The sequence below is a fragment of the Streptomyces sp. NBC_01306 genome (genome assembly GCF_026340465.1).
Classification (GTDB): domain Bacteria; phylum Actinomycetota; class Actinomycetes; order Streptomycetales; family Streptomycetaceae; genus Streptomyces.
On the sequence record NZ_JAPEPC010000001.1, the window covers coordinates 594,517 to 612,502 of the forward strand.

Genomic DNA, 17,986 nt, shown 5'->3' on the forward strand with positions numbered 1-17,986 from the left:
GGCCCGCCCCCGCAAACACGTTCCGCAGGTCCGATGCAGTACGTTCGGACCATGCCCGAGCTCACCGGCCCCGTCCGACGGCCTGTCCGCAAGAAGGCGTCGTCAGACGCCCCTGAGAGTGCCGCAGGCAGCCGCGCGGCCGCCCAGCGCCTCAAAATGCGCCGCGAACTGGCTTCGGCGGCGATGGAGCTCTTCGCGGCCAAAGGGTACGAGGCGACGACCGTCGACGAGATCGCGGCGCAGGCCGGGGTCGCCCGCCGGACCTTCTTCCGGCACTTCCGCTCCAAGGAAGAGGCAATCTTCCCGGACCACGACGACACACTGGTGCGGGCCGAGGCGGTGCTGAACGCGGCGCCGCCGCACGAGCATCCGCTCGACACCGTGTGCCGGGGCATCAAGGAAGTCATGCGGATGTACGCGGCGTCGCCGGTGGTCTCGGTGGCGCGGTACAAGCTGACCCGTGAGGTGCCCACGCTGCGGGAGGCCGAGATCGCCTCGGTGGCCCGCTACGAGCGGCTGTTCACCCGCTATCTGCTGGGCCACTTCGACGAGCACGAGCAGCACGACGGCAACGACGACCCGCTGCTGGCCGAGGTGGCGGCGTCCGCCGTGGTCACCGCGCACAACCACGTACTGCGCCGCTGGCTGCGGGCCGGCGGCCAGGGCGACGTGGAGGCCAGGCTCGACCACGCCTTCGCCATCGTCCGGGACACCTTCGGCACCGGGATAGGCGCCGGCCGCACCGCCGAGCGCACCCCGGCCGCGACCGTGCGGAGCAGTGGTGAGGTGCTGGTGACGGTGGCGCGTACCGATGCCCCGCTCGACGAAGTCATGCGCACCATCGAGCAGGCGCTGAGGAAGCGCTGAGCACAGAACCGACCAGTATCTGACCGATCTGCATCGCGACGGCCGTCCCTCCGGGGGCGGCCGTTCCGGGTTTTTCTGCTCATCCGTGGCCCGGGGGTGACAACTGAGAGAATTTGTTGGCACTCAGTGTCTTGCGGCTTGGCACGGGGTGCCATACGTTGAAGGTGTCCGGGCGGCCGGCGTACAGCGACCTTCGTATGCCGGCTGTCCCCGTGAACCACGTGTTCACGCGCCCGGACGCCTGCGTCACAGGCACCTTCAGCGCCCCACCAGAGCGCCGCCGCTCCACTCACGCCGAACCGACGGCACACCTCCACAGCAGCAGCCCCGCCTCCCGCGGGGCTCACCCCCGACCAACTCCCCCAACACGCTTCGCCGGAGGCAGCACCGTGAAGGAAATCCTGGACGCGATCCAGTCGCGGACCGACACAGCAAGCGGATCCAGCGCTGCCACGGCGGCCGACTTCGCCGCCCTGGCACTCCCCGATTCGTACCGCGCGGTGACCGTGCACAAGGACGAGGCGGAGATGTTCGCCGGCCTCGAAAGCCGCGACAAGGACCCGCGCAAGTCCCTCCATGTCGAGGACGTGCCGGTGCCCGAACTCGGCCCTGGCGAGGCCTTGGTGGCCGTCATGGCCAGCTCGGTGAATTACAACTCCGTCTGGACCTCGATCTTCGAGCCCGTCTCGACGTTCTCCTTCCTGGAGCGGTACGGCAGGCTCAGCGAGCTCACCAAGCGCCACGACCTGCCGTACCACGTCATCGGCTCCGACCTCGCGGGCGTCGTGCTGCGGACCGGACCCGGGGTCAACGCCTGGCAGCCGGGCGACGAAGTCGTCGCGCACTGCCTGTCGGTGGAGCTGGAGAGCTCCGACGGCCACAACGACACGATGCTCGACCCCGAGCAGCGCATCTGGGGCTTCGAGACCAACTTCGGCGGCCTGGCGGAGATCGCCCTCGTCAAGTCCAACCAGCTGATGCCCAAGCCCGGCCACCTCAGCTGGGAGGAGGCCGCGGCCCCCGGCCTGGTCAACTCCACCGCGTACCGCCAGCTGGTCTCCCGCAACGGCGCCGGGATGAAGCAGGGCGACAACGTGCTGATCTGGGGTGCCAGCGGCGGACTCGGCAGCTATGCCACCCAGTTCGCGCTGGCCGGCGGCGCCAACCCGGTCTGTGTCGTCTCCAGTGACCAGAAGGCGGACATCTGCCGCCGGATGGGCGCCGAGGCGATCATCGACCGCAACGCGGAGGACTACAAGTTCTGGAAGGACGAGCACCACCAGGACCCGCGCGAGTGGAAGCGGTTCGGCAAGCGCATCCGCGAACTGACCGGCGGCGAGGACGTGGACATCGTCTTCGAGCACCCGGGCCGCGAGACGTTCGGTGCGTCGGTGTACGTCACGCGCAAGGGCGGCACGATCGTCACCTGTGCCTCGACCTCGGGGTACACCCACGAGTACGACAACCGCTATCTGTGGATGTCACTGAAGCGGATCATCGGCTCCCACTTCGCCAACTACCGCGAGGCCTGGGAGGCCAACCGGCTGATCGCCAAGGGCAAGATCCACCCCACCCTGTCGAAGGTGTACTCGCTCGACGACACCGGCCAGGCCGCGTACGACGTGCACCGCAACCTGCACCAGGGCAAGGTCGGCGTCCTGGCGCTGGCGCCCACCGAGGGGCTCGGGGTGCGCGACCCGGAGCTGCGTGCGCAGCACGTCGACGCCATCAACCTGTTCCGCAGCACCCCCGCGGAGCAGACCGCCGCCGGCCGGAACGTCTGAGGTCTCCAGATGACTGAGCGCCAGAAGGACCGCCCCTGGCTCATGCGGACGTACGCGGGCCACTCGACGGCCGAAGCGTCCAACGAGCTCTACCGGCGCAACCTGGCCAAGGGCCAGACAGGTCTGTCCGTCGCCTTCGACCTGCCCACGCAGACCGGCTACGACCCGGACCACATCCTGGCCCGGGGCGAGGTCGGCCGGGTCGGGGTGCCGGTCTCCCACCTCGGTGACATGCGGCGGCTGTTCCAGGACATCCCGCTGGAGCAGATGAACACGTCCATGACCATCAACGCCACGGCCATGTGGCTGCTCGCGCTCTACCAGGTGGTCGCGGAGGAGCAGGGCGCGGACGCCGACCGGCTCCAGGGGACGACGCAGAACGACATCGTCAAGGAGTATCTGTCGCGCGGGACGCATGTGTTCCCGCCCGGACCGAGCCTGCGGCTCACCACCGACATGATCACGCACACGGTCGCCCACATCCCCAAGTGGAACCCGATCAACATCTGCAGCTACCACCTGCAGGAGGCGGGCGCCACCCCCGTCCAGGAGATCGCGTACGCCATGTCCACCGCGATCGCGGTCCTGGACGCCGTACGCGACTCGGGGCAGGTGCCGCCCGAGCGGTTCGACGCGGTCGTCGCACGGATCTCGTTCTTCGTGAACGCGGGGGTCCGCTTCATCGAGGAGATGTGCAAGATGCGCGCCTTCGGCCGCATCTGGGACCGGCTGACGCAGGAGAGGTACGGGATCACGGACCCCAGGAAGCGCCGCTTCCGCTACGGCGTCCAGGTCAACTCGCTCGGGCTCACCGAGGCGCAGCCGGAGAACAACGTCCAGCGCATCGTCCTGGAGATGCTGGCGGTCACCCTGTCCAAGGACGCGCGGGCCCGCGCCGTGCAGCTGCCCGCCTGGAACGAGGCTCTGGGGCTGCCCAGGCCCTGGGACCAGCAGTGGTCGCTGCGGATCCAGCAGGTGCTCGCTCAGGAGAGCGATCTGCTGGAGTACGAGGACATCTTCGACGGCTCCCATGTCATCGAGGCCAAGGTCGATGAGCTCGTCCAGGAGTCGCTCGCCGAGATCGACCGCATCCAGCAGATGGGCGGCGCGATGGCGGCCGTCGAGTCCGGCTACCTCAAGTCGGAGCTGGTCTCCTCGCACGCCGGGCGGCGGGCCAGGATCGAGGGCGGCGAGGAGAAGATCGTCGGCGTCAACTGCTACGAGTCGACCGAGCCCAACCCGCTCACCGCCGACCTGGACACGGCGATCATGACGGTCGACCCGGAGAACGAGGCGAAGGTCGTGGCCGCCTTGCACACCTGGCGCGACAACCGCGACGAGAACGCGGCCCAGGAGTCGCTCGCAGCACTCAAGGCGACCGCGGCCGGTGACGGCAACCTCTTCGAGGCGACGGTGACGTGCGCCCGCGCGGGCGTCACCACGGGCGAGTGGTCCTGGGCGCTGCGCGATGTGTTCGGCGAGTTCCGGGCACCGACCGGGGTGGGCGGCGCACCGGTCGCGGTGACCGCGGAAGAGGGCACCCCGCTCGCCGCCGTACGCGCCGCCGTGACCCGTACGGCCCAGGACCTCGGCAGCGGACGGCTGCGCCTGCTGGTCGGCAAACCGGGCCTCGACGGACACTCGAACGGCGCCGAGCAGATCGCCGTGCGGGCCCGCGACGCCGGGTTCGAGGTGGTCTACCAGGGGATCAGACTGACCCCCGAGCAGATCGTCACGGCGGCCCTGGCCGAGGACGTGCACTGCGTGGGCCTGTCGATCCTGTCGGGCTCGCACGCCGAACTGGTCCCCGATGTGCTCGAACGGCTGCGCGAGGCAGGCGCGTCCGACATCCCCGTGATCGTCGGCGGGATCATCCCCAACGCCGACGGCACAGCCCTCAAGGAGGCCGGCGTCGCCGCCGTCTTCACCCCGAAGGACTTCGGGATCACCGAGATCATCGGACGTATCGTCGAAGTGATCCGGAAAGCGAACAAGCTCGACCCTCTGGAGGTCCCCGCATGACCGAGTCAAGCAGCCCTGTGAACCGTCTGCGTCCGAGGCGTTCGTGTCTCGCCGTGCCCGGATCGAACCCGCGCTTCCTGGAGAAGGCCCAGGGCCTCCCCGCCGACCAGGTCTTCCTCGACCTGGAGGACGCCTGCGCACCGCTCGCCAAGGAAGGCGCCCGGCACACCATCGTCGAGGCACTGAACAAGGGCGACTGGACCGGCAAGACCCGCGTGGTGCGCGTCAACGACTGGACCACCCACTGGACCTACCGCGACGTCATCACCGTCGTCGAGGGCGCGGGCCACAACCTCGACTGCATCATGCTCCCCAAGGTGCAGGACGCCCAGCAGATCGTCGCCCTCGACCTGCTCCTCACCCAGATCGAGAAGACCATCGGCCTCGAAGTCGGCAAGATCGGCATCGAAGCACAGATCGAGAACGCCAAGGGCCTCGTCAACGTCAACGAGATCGCCGCTGCCTCGCCCCGTAACGAGGCCATCATCTTCGGCCCCGCCGACTTCATGGCATCCATCAACATGAAGACCCTCGTCGTCGGCGAGCAGCCCCCCGGCTACGGCGCCGACGCCTACCACTACATCCTGATGAAGATCCTGATGGCCGCCCGCACCTACGACCTCCAGGCGATCGACGGCCCCTACCTCCAGATCCGCAACGTCGACGGCTACCGCGACGTCGCCAAGCGCGCCGCCGCCCTCGGCTTCGACGGCAAGTGGGTCCTGCACCCGGGCCAGGTCGAGGCGTCCAACGAGATCTTCTCGCCGTCCCAGGAGGACTACGACCACGCCGAGATGATCCTCGACGCCTATGAATGGTGCACGTCCGAGGCCGGCGGGAAGAAGGGCTCCGCGATGCTCGGCGACGAGATGATCGACGAGGCCAGCCGCAAGATGGCCCTGGTCATCTCCGGAAAGGGCCGCGCCGCCGGGATGCGGCGCACCACCGCCTTCGAAGCCCCGGAGGCCTGAACCATGCAGTTCGGACGCACCTACGAGGAGTTCGAGGTCGGCGCCGTCTACAAGCACTGGCCCGGCAAGACCGTCACCGAGTACGACGACCACCTCTTCTGCCTGCTCACCATGAACCACCACCCGCTGCACATGGACAGCAACTACGCGGAGAAGACCACCGACTTCGGCAAGAACGTCGTCGTCGGGAACTACATCTACTCCCTGCTCCTGGGCATGTCGGTCCCCGACGTCTCCGGCAAGGCCATCGCCAACCTGGAAGTCGAGTCGCTCAAGCACATCGCACCGACCTTCCACGGCGACACCCTCTACGGCGAGACCACCGTCCTGGACAAGACCCCCTCCAAATCCAAGACCGACCGCGGAATCGTGTACGTCGAGACCAAGGGCTACAACCAGGACGGCACCGTCGTCTGCGTCTTCCGCCGCAAGGTCATGGTCCCCACCGCCACCTACATCAAGGAACGCGGCGGAGAACAGCCCGGCCGCCCCACGCCTTCCCAGTAGGCGAATTCCCACCAACTGCGTGACGTCACAGGAGAAGCAGTCATGAGCCGACTCGCCCAGACACCGGGTCTCACCGATGTGCAGCAGGAAATCCTGGCCACCGTCAGGGACTTCGTCGACAAGGAGATCCTGCCGGTCGCGACCGAACTCGAACACCGCGACGAGTACCCGTCCCAGATCGTCGAGGGCCTCAAGGAACTCGGCCTGTTCGGGCTGATGATCCCCGAGGAGTACGGGGGCCTGGGCGAGTCGCTGCTCACCTACGCGCTGTGTGTCGAAGAAATAGCGCGTGGCTGGATGAGCGTGTCGGGCATCATCAACACGCACTTCATCGTGGCGTACATGCTCAAGCAGCACGGCACCCAGGAGCAGAAGGACACCTTCCTGCCGCGGATGGCCGCGGGCGAGGTCCGCGGCGCGTTCTCGATGTCCGAGCCGGCGCTGGGCTCGGATGTGTCGGCGATCACCTCGAAGGGGATCAGGGACGGCGACGACTACGTCCTGGACGGCCAGAAGATGTGGCTGACCAACGGCGGCACGTCCTCACTCGTCGCGGTCCTGTGCCGCAGTGACGAGGGTCACCCCGAGGGGACCGCCCGGCACAAGTCGATGACGACCTTCCTGGTCGAGAAGGAGCCGGGCTTCGGTGAGGTCCGGCCGGGTCTGACCATCCCCGGCAAGATCGACAAGATGGGCTACAAGGGGGTCGACACCACCGAGTTGATCATGGACGGCCTGCGAATTCCGGCCAATCGCGTACTTGGTGGCGTTACGGGCCGAGGGTTTTACCAAATGATGGACGGAGTGGAAGTCGGGCGGGTGAATGTCGCAGCGCGTGGCTGTGGAGTGGCACAGCGCGCCTTCGAGCTGGGCATCAGCTACGCACAGCAACGTCACACTTTTGGCAAACAGATCGCCCAGCATCAGGCAATTCAGTTCAAGCTGGCCGAAATGGCTACCAAGGTAGAAGCCGCCCATGCGATGATGGTCAATGCGGCACGCAAAAAGGACTCCGGGGAACGAAACGACCTTGAAGCGGGGATGGCCAAGTATCTGGCCTCCGAGTACTGCAAGGAGGTTGTGGAGGACGCCTTCCGCATCCATGGTGGATACGGGTTCTCCAAGGAGTATGAAATCGAGCGGCTCTACCGCGAGGCCCCGATGCTGCTGATCGGCGAAGGTACCGCCGAGATCCAGAAAATGATCATCGGTCGGCGCCTCCTCGAAGAGTACCGATTCCAGGGCTGATTGTCCCTTTCGTGGCGATATATCAGCGAAGAAGATCACAGCCAGTCATCATCTTCCGGCCGCCGACTCGGCTTCCTGGCTTGCCCAGTTGTGGTCCACAACCGATAGCATCGCCCGAAAGCCGCCGTCCCCCGTTCCCGCGCGGCATCATCCGCTACGAAGGTCATTCATGCCCCACAGCCAAACCTCTGCACCACGCGGTCGAGTCCGTCTCGCGCGCGGAGCATCGCCGTGGCTCCTGCCGACTGTCGCAACCGCGGCGCTCAGCCTGGCCCGGGCCCGCCGGTCCGGCCGCTGGGCTGCTGTCGCCGTGCCCACCACCGCCCTCGCGGCGGGAATGCTGTGGTTCTTCCGCGACCCCGAGCGGGAGATCACACAGGGCCGGGTCATCTCCCCGGCCGACGGTGTAGTGCAGAGCATCATGCCGTGGAAGGACGGGCGCACCCGCGTCGCGATCTTCATGAGCCCGCTGAACGTCCACGTGAACCGCGCACCGCTGGCGGGCACCGTGACGTCCGTCGAGCACATCCCCGGCGGTTTCGTTCCGGCGTTCAACAAGGAGAGCGAGAACAACGAGCGCGTTGTCTGGCACTTCGACACCGAGCTCGGCGACATCGAGATGGTGCAGATCGCCGGCGCCGTCGCACGACGCATCGTGCCGTACCTTCCCCAGGGTACGAAGGTGGAGCAGGGCGAGCGGATCGGCCTGATCCGTTTCGGCTCTCGCGTCGACATCTACCTTCCGGAAGGTATCGATGTCGCGGTCGAGGTCGGCCAGCCCACCACCGCGGGGGTGACTCGAATTGACCGTGATTGATCCGGAGACGCAGACCGCCTGGGTTCCCGAGGCGGAGGCCGAGGACGACATCGAGGACATGCCGCTGTCCCTGCGGCTGTCGATAGCGGACACGCTGACTCTCGGTAACGCGACGTGCGGATTCATGGCGGTGTACTTCACCACCACCGGGATCCTCATCCCGCACCTCCAGGGGAGCCAGGAGAACGGCATGGGGCGGCACTCCGCCGCGACCGCCGTGATCCTGATGCTGCTCGCCGCGATCTTCGACCTCTGCGACGGGCTGGTGGCGCGGAAGCTGCGCAGCTCGGCGATGGGCGCGGAGCTGGACAACCTCTCCGACCTGATCAGCTTCGGGCTCGCCCCGGCCTACTTCGTGCTCGTGTACGGGATGGTCGCGGACGACGCGCACCAGCGCGTGGCGGCGGTGGCGGCGATCGTGGTGCTGCTGGCGGTGGTGCTGCGGCTTGCGCGGTTCTCCTGCGTGACCATGAAGGACGGCACCTTCCAGGGGATGCCGTCCCCCTTCGGGGCGCTGACGGTGGTCTCCATCGTGCTCCTTGAGCTGCCCTTCGTACCGACGCTGCTCGCGGTCATCGGGGTCGCCTGGCTGATGGTGAGCCGGGTCGAGTACCCGAAGCCGCGGGGCGTCCTCGCGGTGGCGATGCTCAGCTGGATCGTGGGCGCCATGGGTCTGCTCGCCGCCTGGGCGTTCGACGCCCCCGGCGGCCAGCTGCTCCTGCAGACCGGCTGCGTGCTCCAGGTGGTGCTGGGTGCGGTCATTCCGCTCTTCGCCACCGCACGCCGGGTGAACACCTTCCGCGGCAACCGCCGCGAGGCGCGTACGGCGCAGCTGCCGTAGCTCCTGGACAACGCCGGAGGGCCCCGAGTGCATCAGCACTCGGGGCCCTCCGGCGTTCCCGGCCCGGACCGCTGAGCGCGGCCCGCCCGGGTCACGGAGTCCGGCCGGCCTCGGCACGGGCTGCGAAGACCCGCTCCAGCAGGTCCGCGAGTGCGGTCCGGTCGGCGTCGGGCAGGGCTGCGAGACCGGCCAGCGTCGTGTGCATCCCCGCTCTGATCGCGTCGACGGTGCGCTCGCCCTCCGCGGTGAGGAGGACGTTCTTGACGCGCCGGTCGGTGGGGCTGGGTTCCCTGCGTACGAGTGCGCGCTTCTCCAGCCGGTCGATGATCCCGGTCATGTTGGAGGCGTCACAGGCCAGTGTGGTCGCCAGGGCGCGCATCGCGGACGGCCCCCGGCGCAGCACACTGAGCGTCTTGCCCTGGCTGGCGGTGAGGCCCTCGGCGGCGGCCGCGGCCGTGAAGTCGCCGTAGTAGGCGCCGAGCGAGACCGAGAGCAGCTCCATGAGCCGGTCGGTACCGGCTCCGGGGGTTTCTGGCATGGGGCGATGCTACGCCAGGAAAGTTGACCATCTCAAACATTCGGGCGGGGGCCGGCCGCCCCTGCCCTGCGGCACGGGCCGGGCCGGGCGGTGACCCGCCCGGCCCGGTTCACACTCCGGAGTGACCGGCTGTCACTCGCGTACCAGGAAGTCGCGGGCGATGTTCTCGGCGGCCTGCTCCAGGAGCGGGCCCGCGTTGGCGATACAGCGCTCCACGTCGGGTTCCAGCTCCGTGAGGGCGTACGCACGGCGGATGCCCGCCCTGCCGAGGACGTCCGCCGGGAGCGTGAGGCGGCCGCAGACCGCGACGACCTCCTTGCCCGCGGCCCTCGCCGCCGCGGCGACACCCGCCGGTGCCTTGCCGTGCAGGGTCTGCTCGTCGAGCGAGCCCTCGCCGGTGACGACCAGGGTCGCCCGGGCCACGGCCGGGGCGAATCCCAGGACGTCGAGCATCACGTCGATACCCGCGCGGAAGCTCGCTCCCAGGCCGACCAGCGCGCCGAAGCCGATACCGCCCGCGGCGCCGGCCCCCGGCGCGAGAGCGGCTTCCGCGGCCCCCGCACCGATGGACTTCTCCAGCACGGCGGCGAAGTGCGCCAGCGCGGCGTCCAGGGCCGCGACCTGCTCCGGGGACGCGCCCTTCTGCGGCCCGTACACCGCGGGTGCGCCCTTGGGCCCGGTCAGCGGGTTGTCCACGTCGCTGGCGAGGACGATCTCCGTACCGGCAAGACGGGTGTCCAGACCGGACAGATCGGCGGTCGCCAGCTCGCTCAGTCCCCCGCCGCCCGGCCCCACGGGCTGTCCGGCCGCGTCCAGGAAGCGGGCGCCGAGCGCGGCCAGCATGCCCGCGCCGCCGTCGGTCGTGGCGCTGCCGCCGACGCCGAAGACGATGGACCTGGCCCCCGCGTCGAGCGCCGCGCGCAGCAGCTCACCGGAGCCGTACGTCGTGGCGGTCAGCGGTGCGAACACGCCGGCGGGCAGGTGCTGGAGGCCGGATGCCTCGGCCATTTCCACCACGGCCACACCGTCGCGCAGCGCGAACGCCGCGGTCAGCTGCTCGCCGAGGGGCCCGGTGACCCGCACCTCGTGCCGGTCGAACCCCGCCGCGACCGCGGCGGCGACGGTGCCGTCCCCGCCGTCGGCGACGGGCAGGGTCTCGATCTCCACGCCGGGAACGATCCGCCGCAGGCCGGCCGTCACCCGCTCAGCGACCTCCACGGCCGTGAGGGACCCCTTGAATTTGTCGGCCGCCACGAGCACCCGTGCGGCTTCAGTTACTGCTCCGTCCGTCACCTTGTTTATCCCTTGCTTTCGAACAGGCAGTCGCGCCGCTCCGACCCTATCCGCACCACCTGCCCGCTGCCCATACGGACCGGTCAGAAGACGGACCGTTCAGAAGAGGGCGTACTCCCCCGGAGCTGCGCCGCCCGACTCGAAGGCCAGCAGCCGCTGCTTGCGGTCGAGCCCGCCGCCGTATCCGGTGAGACTGCCCGTCGAGCCGATCACCCGGTGGCAGGGGACGATGATCCCGACCGGGTTCTTGCCGTTCGCCAGGCCCACCGCCCGTGAGGCGCCCGGTCTGCCGAGCCGGTCGGCGAGGTCGCCGTACGAGCGGGTCTCGCCGTACGGAATCTGCCGCAGCTGCTCCCAGACACTGCGCTGGAAGGGCGTGCCCGCCAGGTGCAGCTGCACGGTGAACTCGGTCAGCGCGCCGTCGAAATACGCGGCCAGCTCCTCCCTGACCTGCCCGAAGGGCCGGGGGTCGGGTTCGCCGAAGGTCTCGTCGGGCGGCCGGTGGCGCTGTTCCGTCATATACAGGCCGCTCAGCAGGCCCCCGGTCGCCACGAGGGTGAGCGGACCGTACGGGCTGTCGACCACGGTGTGCTGCTTCGCGGCCGGGTTCACTGACGGTTTCACGGACAGTTTCGCGGACATGGTTGTGCTCCTCTCCCCGGAATTTCGGGAGTCAGACGGGCAGCTGGTTGATGGGGTGGGAGTCGGTGGCCCACAGGTACTGCACGGCGTACGCCCGCCAGGGCCGCCAGGCCGCGGCCCTGGCGGTGAGCGCGGCAGGTGTCGACGGCAGGCCCAGCTCCCCCGCCGCCCGCCGGATGCCCAGGTCGGTGGGGAGGAAGGCGTCGGGGTCGCCCAGGGCGCGCATCGCGATGACCTCGACCGTCCAGGGGCCGAAGCCGGGCAGGTCGAGCAGCCTGGCGCGGGCCTCGTCCCAGTCGCTGTCCGGTCCGAGCGTGAGCGACCCGCCGGCGAGCGCGCCGACCAGCGTGGTCAGGGTGGTGCGCCTGCTGCGGGGCAGCGCCAGGGCCTCCGGGTCGAGGGCCGCCAGGGCTTGCGGCGACGGGAAGAGATGGGTGAGGCCGCCCCTGGCGTCGTCGACGGGCACGCCGTGCGCGGCGACGAGCCGGGCGGCGTGGGTGCGCGCTGCGGCCGTCGACACCTGCTGGCCCAGCACCGCCCGTACCGCGAACTCCGCCGCGTCGACGGTACGGGGCACCCGCCGGCCCGGTGCCTTGTCGACCATCGGAGCCAGCAGCGGGTCGTTGCGCAGCTCGCCGTCGACGGCCACCGGATCGGCGTCGAGGTCGAGCAGCCAGCGGCAGCGGCTGATGGCGTGGGTGAGGTCGCGCAGATCGGTGAGCGAGAGCAGACAGCCGATGTGGTCGGGCCGGGGCGTGAGTTCGGCGATGCCGTGCCCGTACGGCAGGGAGAGCGTTCTGCGGTACGCGCCGTCCCGCCACTCCTCCACGCCCGGGACCCCGGTCGCCGCGAGGTGGCCGAAGAGGTTGTCCGGGTTGAGGGGCGCGCGGAACGGGAGCCGGAGCGGGATGGTGCCCGGGGTGTGCGGTCGCGCGCCGCGGGCGACGCGGGCGCGCAGTTCGCCGGGGGCGAGCGCGAAGACCTCGCGGACGGTGTCGTTGAAGGTACGGATGGAGGAGAACCCGGCGGCGAACGCCACGTCCGCCAGGGGAAGTTCCGTCGTCTCGATGAGGATGCGCGCCGTCTGGGCACGCTGTGCGCGGGCCAGTGCGAGCGGGCCGGCACCGAGTTCGGCCAGGAGCTGGCGCTCGATCTGCCGGGTCGAGTATCCGAGCCGCCCGGCGAGGCCGGGCACGCCTTCCCGGTCGACGATGCCGTCCCGGATCAGGCGCATGGCGCGGGCCACGACATCGGCGCGGGCGTTCCACTCCGGGGAGCCGGGGCTGGTGTCGGGGCGGCAGCGCTTGCAGGCGCGGAACCCGGCCTGCTGGCAGGCGGCGGCGCTCGGGTAGAAGGTCATGTTCTCGACCTTGGGCGGCACGACCGGGCAGCTGGGACGGCAGTAGATCCTGGTGGTCAGGACGGCCGTGAAGAACCAGCCGTCGAAGCGGGCGTCCTTCGACTGGACGGCGCGTACGCAGCGCTCGGTATCGGTGTGCATGGCTCAAGCATCGGCCACCTCCGGTACCGGCGGCTGGCGAGAATCCGACATCTCCCTCGCCGGGGATGCTGCCGGCTCACGTCCGGCGCAGCCGCCGCCATACCGCCTTCGCCGCGTTGTGGCCCGACATGCCGTGGACCCCGGGCCCTGGCGGGGTCGCCGCCGAGCAGAGGTACACCGCAGGGTGCGAGGTCGTGTAGGGGAACAGCGAGAGCTTGGGGCGCAGGAGCAGTTGCAGTCCGGAGGCCGCCCCGCAGGCGATGTCGCCGCCCACGTAGTTCGCGTTGCGTGCGAACAGCTCGGCGGGTCCCGCGGTGGCGCGGGCGAGCACGCGGTCACGGAAGCCGGGCGCGAAGCGTTCGAGCTGCCGCTCGACGGCTTCGGTGAGGTCGCCGTCCCAGTCGTTCGGCACATGTCCGTACGTCCAGAAGACGTGCTTGCCTTCGGGCGCCCTGGACGGGTCGACCAGGCTGGGCTGGGCGCTGATCAGGAAGGGTGTTCCGGGGGCGCGGCCGCCGGATGCCTGGCGCAGCGCCGTACCGATCTCACGGCTGCTCGGGCCGATCTGCACGGTCCCGGCGACCCGGGGGGCCTCCGCCGTCCAGGGCACCGGCCCGTCGAGTGCGTAATCGATCTTGAAGGCGCTCGCCCCGTACCGGTATCCGTCGTAGGCCCGGCCGAGACCGGCGATGCGCGCGGCGGCCGTCGGCGAGGTGTCGAAGACGTACGCACGGGCGGGCGGCAGGTCGTCGAGCCGCTTCACCTCGAAGCCGGTGTGCACCACACCGCCCAGAGCACGCAGATACCCGGTCAGTGCGTCGGAGACGGACTGCGAGCCGCCACGCGGCAGCGGCCAGCCGCCCTCGTGCGCGGCCAGCGCGAACGTCAGGCCGACGGCGCTGGTGGCGAGGCCGTTCAGCGGTGCGATGACATGGGCCACGAGTCCGGCGAACAGCGCGCGCGCCCGGTCGTCGCGGAAGCGCTTCATCAGCCAGGTGGCCGGCGGGAGACCGGCCAGTCCGAAGCGGGCGAGGGTCAGCGGATCACGCGGCAGCGCGGTGAGCGGCAGCGACATGAAGTCCCGGGACAGCGTGTCCCACCGGCCGAGGAAGGGGGTGACGAGCCGCCGGTACGCACCCGCGTCGCGCGGCCCGAAGGAGGCCGCTGTCTCGGCGACCGACCGGGACAGCACAGCTGCGGTGCCGTCGTCGAAGGGGTGCGCCATGGGCAGTTCGGGGTGCAGCCACTCCAGGCCGTACCGGTCGAGCGGCATCGTCTTGAAGACCGGCGAGCCGACGCCCAGCGGGTGGACCGCGGAGCAGGGATCGTGGCGGAAACCGGGGAGCGTGAGCTCCTCGGTCCGCGCGCCCCCTCCGACGGTGTCCCGGGCCTCGAAGACCTCGACGGCGAATCCGCGGCGGGCCAGCTCCACGGCGGCGGTCAGCCCGTTGGGTCCCGCCCCCACGACGACAGCATCGAGCATCGACGGCACCTTCGGGCTCCTTCATCAGCCGACGGCCAGAGACCCCCAGGATATTCCCGCGCACCGACAGTGCGGCCGGGGGTAGCGTCACGGCTGATGAATCCGATGATCGAGACCATGGCCGAGCAGCTCCGCTGCGTCCCCGGCATCACGGCGGTAGCCCTCGGCGGAAGCCGCGCGCGGGGCGCCGAGCGTCCGGGCTCCGACTGGGATCTCGGCCTGTACTACCGCGGCGCCCCGGACACAGCGGCCCTCACGGCGCTCGCGTGCGCCATGGCCGACCGGCCCGTCGAGGTGGCAGGACCCGGCGGCTGGGGCCCCTGGGTGGACGGTGGCGCCTGGCTCACGGTCGGCGGGGTGGCGGTGGACTGGATCCTGCGCGACCTCGACCGGGTGCAGCGGGTCTGGTCGCAGTGTCGCGAGGGCCGTTACGAGGTGGGCGTCCAGCCGGGGCATCCGCTCGGCTTCTGGTCCCCCGCGTACCCGGGGGAAGTGGCGCTCTGTCGCGTACTCGCCGATCCCGCCGGGGAGTTGACGGCGCTGCGCGAGGAGACGCGCCGCTATCCGGAGCCGCTGCGCGCCGCGCTGACGGCGGCCGCCTGGGAGGCGGAGTTCTCGGTGGCCGCGGCCCGCAAGTCGGCGGGCGGCGGGGACACCTTGCATGTCTCGCTCTGCCTCTCCCGGGCTTTCGGCATCCTTGCCCAGTCCCTGCACGCACACCACCGTGTCTGGTGCGTCAACGAGAAGGGCGCGCTGGCTGCGGCCGCCGCCCTGCCGCGGACTCCGGCCGGCTTCGCCGAGCGGGCGTCGTCGGCGCTGCGCGCACTGGACCCGGCGGCCGTGGAGGCGGCGGCCGCCCTGGTGGCCGAGGTGCGCGCGGTGCTCGGCTCCGGCGGCTGACGGGCCCGGCCGGCCGAAGTCAGGGCGGCGGAGGCCCGTCAGGGCTTGGCCGGTACGTGCTGGTCCGCGGCCGGGGAGCTGTCCTGGCCCGGCTCCGCGCCCGCCGTGTCCTGCGTCTGCGCGGGCGCCGTCGCCGTCGCCTTCTCGGCAGCTGTCGGCTCCGCCGCGGCCCCCTGTTCCGGCAGCGCGGCGGGCCGGCGGTGCCACAGCGGCGGCAGGCGGTAGGTCAGCAGGTAGAGCACTGCGGCCACGGCGAACCCCACGTAGTACGTCAGCTCGCCCCAGCCGGGATGCGCGGCGGCGACCGGTCCTGTGTAGAGGTCCGACTGCCAGAAGGGCACCGAGCAGACGACCCCGGCCAGCCAGGCCACGAAGCCCCACTCCAGGATGCGGCGCTTCTCGTACAGCTCGGAGATCCGCGCCTTGTCGCGGCGCGGGCCGACGAAGTAGTCGAGCAGGATGACGGCCACGTACGGCGCGATGAAGTAGGCGGTGAGGTTGAGGAACACCTCGAAGGACGTGTAGATCCCGTCGGCTCCCCACAGGCTGACGCCGAAGGCGGCGGCGCAGATGAGGGTGACGCTCTGCCAGCGCTTGAGGGGCAGCCCCAGCGTCTGGAGGGAGATCGCGCCGCCGTAGACGTTGAGGAAGTTCTGCGAGAAGGAGGAGAGCAGGATCGCCAGCATCGCCGGGACGGACCACGGCCCGGTGAGTTCCTTCAGCGCCAGGATCGGGTCATCGGTGCTGGTCGCCGCACCGGCCAGGACGACTCCCGCGATGCCGAGCCAGGACAGGGTGACGAAGTTGCCCAGTGCCGTCAGCAGGCCGGCGGAGGTGCTGACCCGCTTGCTGTCCGGCAGATAGCGCGAGTAGTCCGAGGCGAACGGCAGCCAGGCGATGAGGAAGGCCAGGAACCAGCCGCCGAGCGTGACCCAGCCGCCGGCGGACCCGATGTATCCCGGAGCGCCGGGGTTGGCCGCCAGGAAGTGGCCGCCCCGGTACAGCGCGACGACCGTCACCAGGGTGAAGAGCAGGAACAGCACGACGGCCAGGATCCGCTGAAGGTAGTGGATCATGTTGTAGCCGAAGACGGCGACGGTGAGCTGGAGCGCGGTCAGCACCGCGGCCGAGAGCCAGAACGGGGTCCCCAGCAGGACGCCGAGCGCCTTGCCGCCGAGGATGACCGTGACGGCGGCCCAGCCGACGCCCGCGAAGACATTGATGTACGCCACGGGCAGCAGATTGCCCACGAAGCCCAGCGGGCCGCGGGCCTGCATCTGCTGGGGCACGCCGAGGCGCACCCCCATCCGGGACATGATCCCCATCGTGGCCGAGCCGACCAGGGCCCCGGCGAGGATGGCGGTGACCGCGGCGGTCATGGACAGGCCGAGGGCGGCGGCGCTGAAACCGAGCAGCATGATCGGGAAGTTGAGTCCTGCGGCGAACCAGATGGAGAACTGGGAGCCGGCCTTTCCGTGGCGCTCCACTTCGGGGATGTGGTCCACGCCGTACGGCTCCACCTTGGCGATGCTGTCGCGGTACCCCAGGTCGGGCGGTTGCTGCGCGGGCTTGTCACTGTCCATGCCATGCCTCCTACAGACTGCTGCCATGTTGTATGCCAGTGGTTAGAGTGAAAGTGCCATGTGTGCTTGTCAAGGGTTCCGGCAAGGGCCGGTTCGCACTCCGCCCAACAGCCTTACGCGGGTGGGCAGAGGGGTGCACCGGGGTGCGACAGCGGCGCGATATCGTCTTGACGCTGCAAGGAAGAGCACCCTAGGTTCGTGCCATGCAAGATACTTCTTCGAGCGAGTCTTCGAGCGGGTCTTCGAGTGAGGGTGCGCTCCCGGCCGACCGCAACCCCGCCGTACGCAAGCAACGGCTGAGCGGTATGAGCATCCAGAGCCGGGTGATCGTCGAGCTGCGCGGCCGCATCATCTCCGGCGAACTCGCCCCCGGTACCAGCCTGTCGGAGATCGTGCTGGCGGAGGCGTTCGGCGTCAGCCGCACCCCGGTGCGCGAGGCTCTGAAGCAGTTGCAGACCGAGGGGCTCGTCGATATCCGGCCCCGGGTGGGGACCTTCGTCGCCGCGCCGTCGCGGCGGGAGATCACCGAGCTGTTCCAGATGAAGGAACTGCTCGAAGGCGCCGCCGCGCGCCTGCTCGCCCAGCGCGGCCGGGTCCCCGAACTGGACGCGCTGGAGGCCAATCTGTCCACCGCCGATGCCGCGGTGCGCAGTGGCGACCAGGAGGGCTACGCCGAACTGGTCCACGAGTTCCACGACTTGGTGATGCGCGGCGCCGACAACGCCAAGCTCGCCGACCACTACCGCACCCTCATGAACCAGCTCGCCTACCCGCGCCTGGTGCACACCTCGCTGGCGCAGCCCGGCCGCCCCACCCGGTCCGACTCCGAACACCACCATGTGCTCGAACTGATCCGGGCCAAGGACGGGGACGGCGCGGAGCGGGTGATGCGTGAGCACGTACGGGCGAGCCACCGGGCGCTGATGGACGGTCTCGACCGGGCCGCTCCCGCCGCGGACGGCGGGGAGCCCGGCTGACCGGCATCAGGG

At 70.0% G+C, this 17,986-nt stretch carries 16 protein-coding genes; 10 read left to right on the plus strand and 6 right to left on the minus strand.

Annotated elements, in window-relative coordinates:
* The first annotated feature begins 51 nt into the window (after positions 1-51).
* The 8 genes from OG385_RS02530 (at position 52) to pssA (ending at position 9,057) form a co-directional block, all read left to right on the plus strand.
* Positions 52-867, plus strand: coding sequence for a TetR family transcriptional regulator (locus tag OG385_RS02530; RefSeq protein ID WP_266851409.1), 816 nt, complete (start codon positions 52-54; stop codon positions 865-867).
* Positions 868-1,256: 389 nt separating this feature from the next.
* Positions 1,257-2,651, plus strand: a complete 1,395-nt coding sequence (ccrA, locus tag OG385_RS02535; protein WP_266851410.1) for a crotonyl-CoA carboxylase/reductase — start codon at positions 1,257-1,259, stop codon at positions 2,649-2,651.
* A 9-nt stretch (positions 2,652-2,660) separates the two neighbouring features.
* Positions 2,661-4,673, plus strand: a complete 2,013-nt coding sequence (locus tag OG385_RS02540; protein WP_266851412.1) for a protein meaA — start codon at positions 2,661-2,663, stop codon at positions 4,671-4,673.
* Positions 4,670-5,644, plus strand: coding sequence for a CoA ester lyase (locus OG385_RS02545; protein ID WP_266851414.1), 975 nt, complete (start codon positions 4,670-4,672; stop codon positions 5,642-5,644). The genes OG385_RS02540 and OG385_RS02545 overlap by 4 nt, the downstream gene beginning before the upstream one ends.
* 3 nt (positions 5,645-5,647) lie before the next feature.
* Positions 5,648-6,151 (plus strand): MaoC family dehydratase, encoded by a 504-nt coding sequence (locus OG385_RS02550; RefSeq protein WP_266851416.1) that lies wholly within the window; start codon positions 5,648-5,650, stop codon positions 6,149-6,151.
* A gap of 42 nt (positions 6,152-6,193) precedes the next feature.
* Complete coding sequence (locus OG385_RS02555) at positions 6,194-7,399, plus strand: acyl-CoA dehydrogenase family protein (RefSeq protein WP_266851417.1); 1,206 nt, start codon at positions 6,194-6,196, stop codon at positions 7,397-7,399.
* A gap of 169 nt (positions 7,400-7,568) precedes the next feature.
* Positions 7,569-8,216, plus strand: a complete 648-nt coding sequence (locus OG385_RS02560; protein ID WP_266851419.1) for a phosphatidylserine decarboxylase — start codon at positions 7,569-7,571, stop codon at positions 8,214-8,216.
* Positions 8,203-9,057 (plus strand): CDP-diacylglycerol--serine O-phosphatidyltransferase, encoded by an 855-nt coding sequence (gene pssA, locus OG385_RS02565; RefSeq protein ID WP_266851421.1) that lies wholly within the window; start codon positions 8,203-8,205, stop codon positions 9,055-9,057. Before OG385_RS02560 ends, pssA begins: the two co-directional genes overlap by 14 nt.
* A 91-nt stretch (positions 9,058-9,148) precedes the next feature.
* On the opposite strand, the gene OG385_RS02570 is transcribed toward pssA, so the two are convergent.
* From OG385_RS02570 to OG385_RS02590, 5 genes are all read right to left on the minus strand, one after another.
* Entirely contained in the window at positions 9,149-9,559 is a 411-nt protein-coding gene (locus tag OG385_RS02570) for a MarR family winged helix-turn-helix transcriptional regulator (RefSeq protein WP_266860574.1), read from the minus strand.
* Between the two features lie 168 nt (positions 9,560-9,727).
* Positions 9,728-10,888 carry a glycerate kinase gene (locus OG385_RS02575; RefSeq protein WP_266851423.1) on the minus strand — a complete coding sequence of 387 codons (1,161 nt, stop codon included), beginning with the start codon at positions 10,886-10,888 and terminating at the stop codon, positions 9,728-9,730.
* Positions 10,889-10,987: 99 nt separating this feature from the next.
* Positions 10,988-11,530: a methylated-DNA--[protein]-cysteine S-methyltransferase gene (locus OG385_RS02580; RefSeq protein WP_266851425.1), complete on the minus strand. Its 543-nt coding sequence runs from the start codon at positions 11,528-11,530 to the stop codon at positions 10,988-10,990.
* Positions 11,531-11,561: 31 nt separating this feature from the next.
* Entirely contained in the window at positions 11,562-13,031 is a 1,470-nt protein-coding gene (locus OG385_RS02585) for an AlkA N-terminal domain-containing protein (protein WP_266851426.1), read from the minus strand.
* Between the two features lie 76 nt (positions 13,032-13,107).
* Positions 13,108-14,523, minus strand: a complete 1,416-nt coding sequence (locus tag OG385_RS02590; RefSeq protein WP_266851428.1) for an NAD(P)/FAD-dependent oxidoreductase — start codon at positions 14,521-14,523, stop codon at positions 13,108-13,110.
* A gap of 87 nt (positions 14,524-14,610) precedes the next feature.
* Between OG385_RS02590 and OG385_RS02595 the strand changes: the two genes are divergently transcribed.
* The gene (locus OG385_RS02595) at positions 14,611-15,414 is read left to right on the plus strand and encodes a nucleotidyltransferase domain-containing protein (RefSeq protein WP_266851430.1); all 804 of its coding nucleotides are present in this window, start codon (positions 14,611-14,613) and stop codon (positions 15,412-15,414) included.
* A 38-nt stretch (positions 15,415-15,452) separates the two neighbouring features.
* Here the strand turns inward: OG385_RS02595 and OG385_RS02600 are convergent, their stop codons facing one another.
* Positions 15,453-16,997, minus strand: a complete 1,545-nt coding sequence (locus tag OG385_RS02600) for a cytosine permease (protein WP_266851432.1) — start codon at positions 16,995-16,997, stop codon at positions 15,453-15,455.
* 203 nt (positions 16,998-17,200) lie between these two features.
* On the opposite strand from OG385_RS02600, the gene OG385_RS02605 reads away from it, so the two are divergent.
* Entirely contained in the window at positions 17,201-17,974 is a 774-nt protein-coding gene (locus OG385_RS02605; protein WP_266851434.1) for a GntR family transcriptional regulator, read from the plus strand.
* Positions 17,975-17,986: the final 12 nt, after the last annotated feature.

Coding starts and splice junctions, on each gene's coding strand:
- OG385_RS02530 (WP_266851409.1), top strand. CDS start 52: ATGCCCGAGCTCACCGGCCCCGTCCGACGGCCTGTCCGCAAGAAGGCG.
- OG385_RS02540 (WP_266851412.1), top strand. CDS start 2,661: ATGACTGAGCGCCAGAAGGACCGCCCCTGGCTCATGCGGACGTACGCG.
- OG385_RS02545 (WP_266851414.1), top strand. CDS start 4,670: ATGACCGAGTCAAGCAGCCCTGTGAACCGTCTGCGTCCGAGGCGTTCG.
- OG385_RS02550 (WP_266851416.1), top strand. CDS start 5,648: ATGCAGTTCGGACGCACCTACGAGGAGTTCGAGGTCGGCGCCGTCTAC.
- OG385_RS02555 (WP_266851417.1), top strand. CDS start 6,194: ATGAGCCGACTCGCCCAGACACCGGGTCTCACCGATGTGCAGCAGGAA.
- OG385_RS02560 (WP_266851419.1), top strand. CDS start 7,569: ATGCCCCACAGCCAAACCTCTGCACCACGCGGTCGAGTCCGTCTCGCG.
- OG385_RS02570 (WP_266860574.1), bottom strand. CDS start 9,559: ATGGAGCTGCTCTCGGTCTCGCTCGGCGCCTACTACGGCGACTTCACG.
- OG385_RS02580 (WP_266851425.1), bottom strand. CDS start 11,530: ATGTCCGCGAAACTGTCCGTGAAACCGTCAGTGAACCCGGCCGCGAAG.
- OG385_RS02585 (WP_266851426.1), bottom strand. CDS start 13,031: ATGCACACCGATACCGAGCGCTGCGTACGCGCCGTCCAGTCGAAGGAC.
- OG385_RS02595 (WP_266851430.1), top strand. CDS start 14,611: ATGAATCCGATGATCGAGACCATGGCCGAGCAGCTCCGCTGCGTCCCC.
- OG385_RS02600 (WP_266851432.1), bottom strand. CDS start 16,997: ATGGACAGTGACAAGCCCGCGCAGCAACCGCCCGACCTGGGGTACCGC.
- OG385_RS02605 (WP_266851434.1), top strand. CDS start 17,201: ATGCAAGATACTTCTTCGAGCGAGTCTTCGAGCGGGTCTTCGAGTGAG.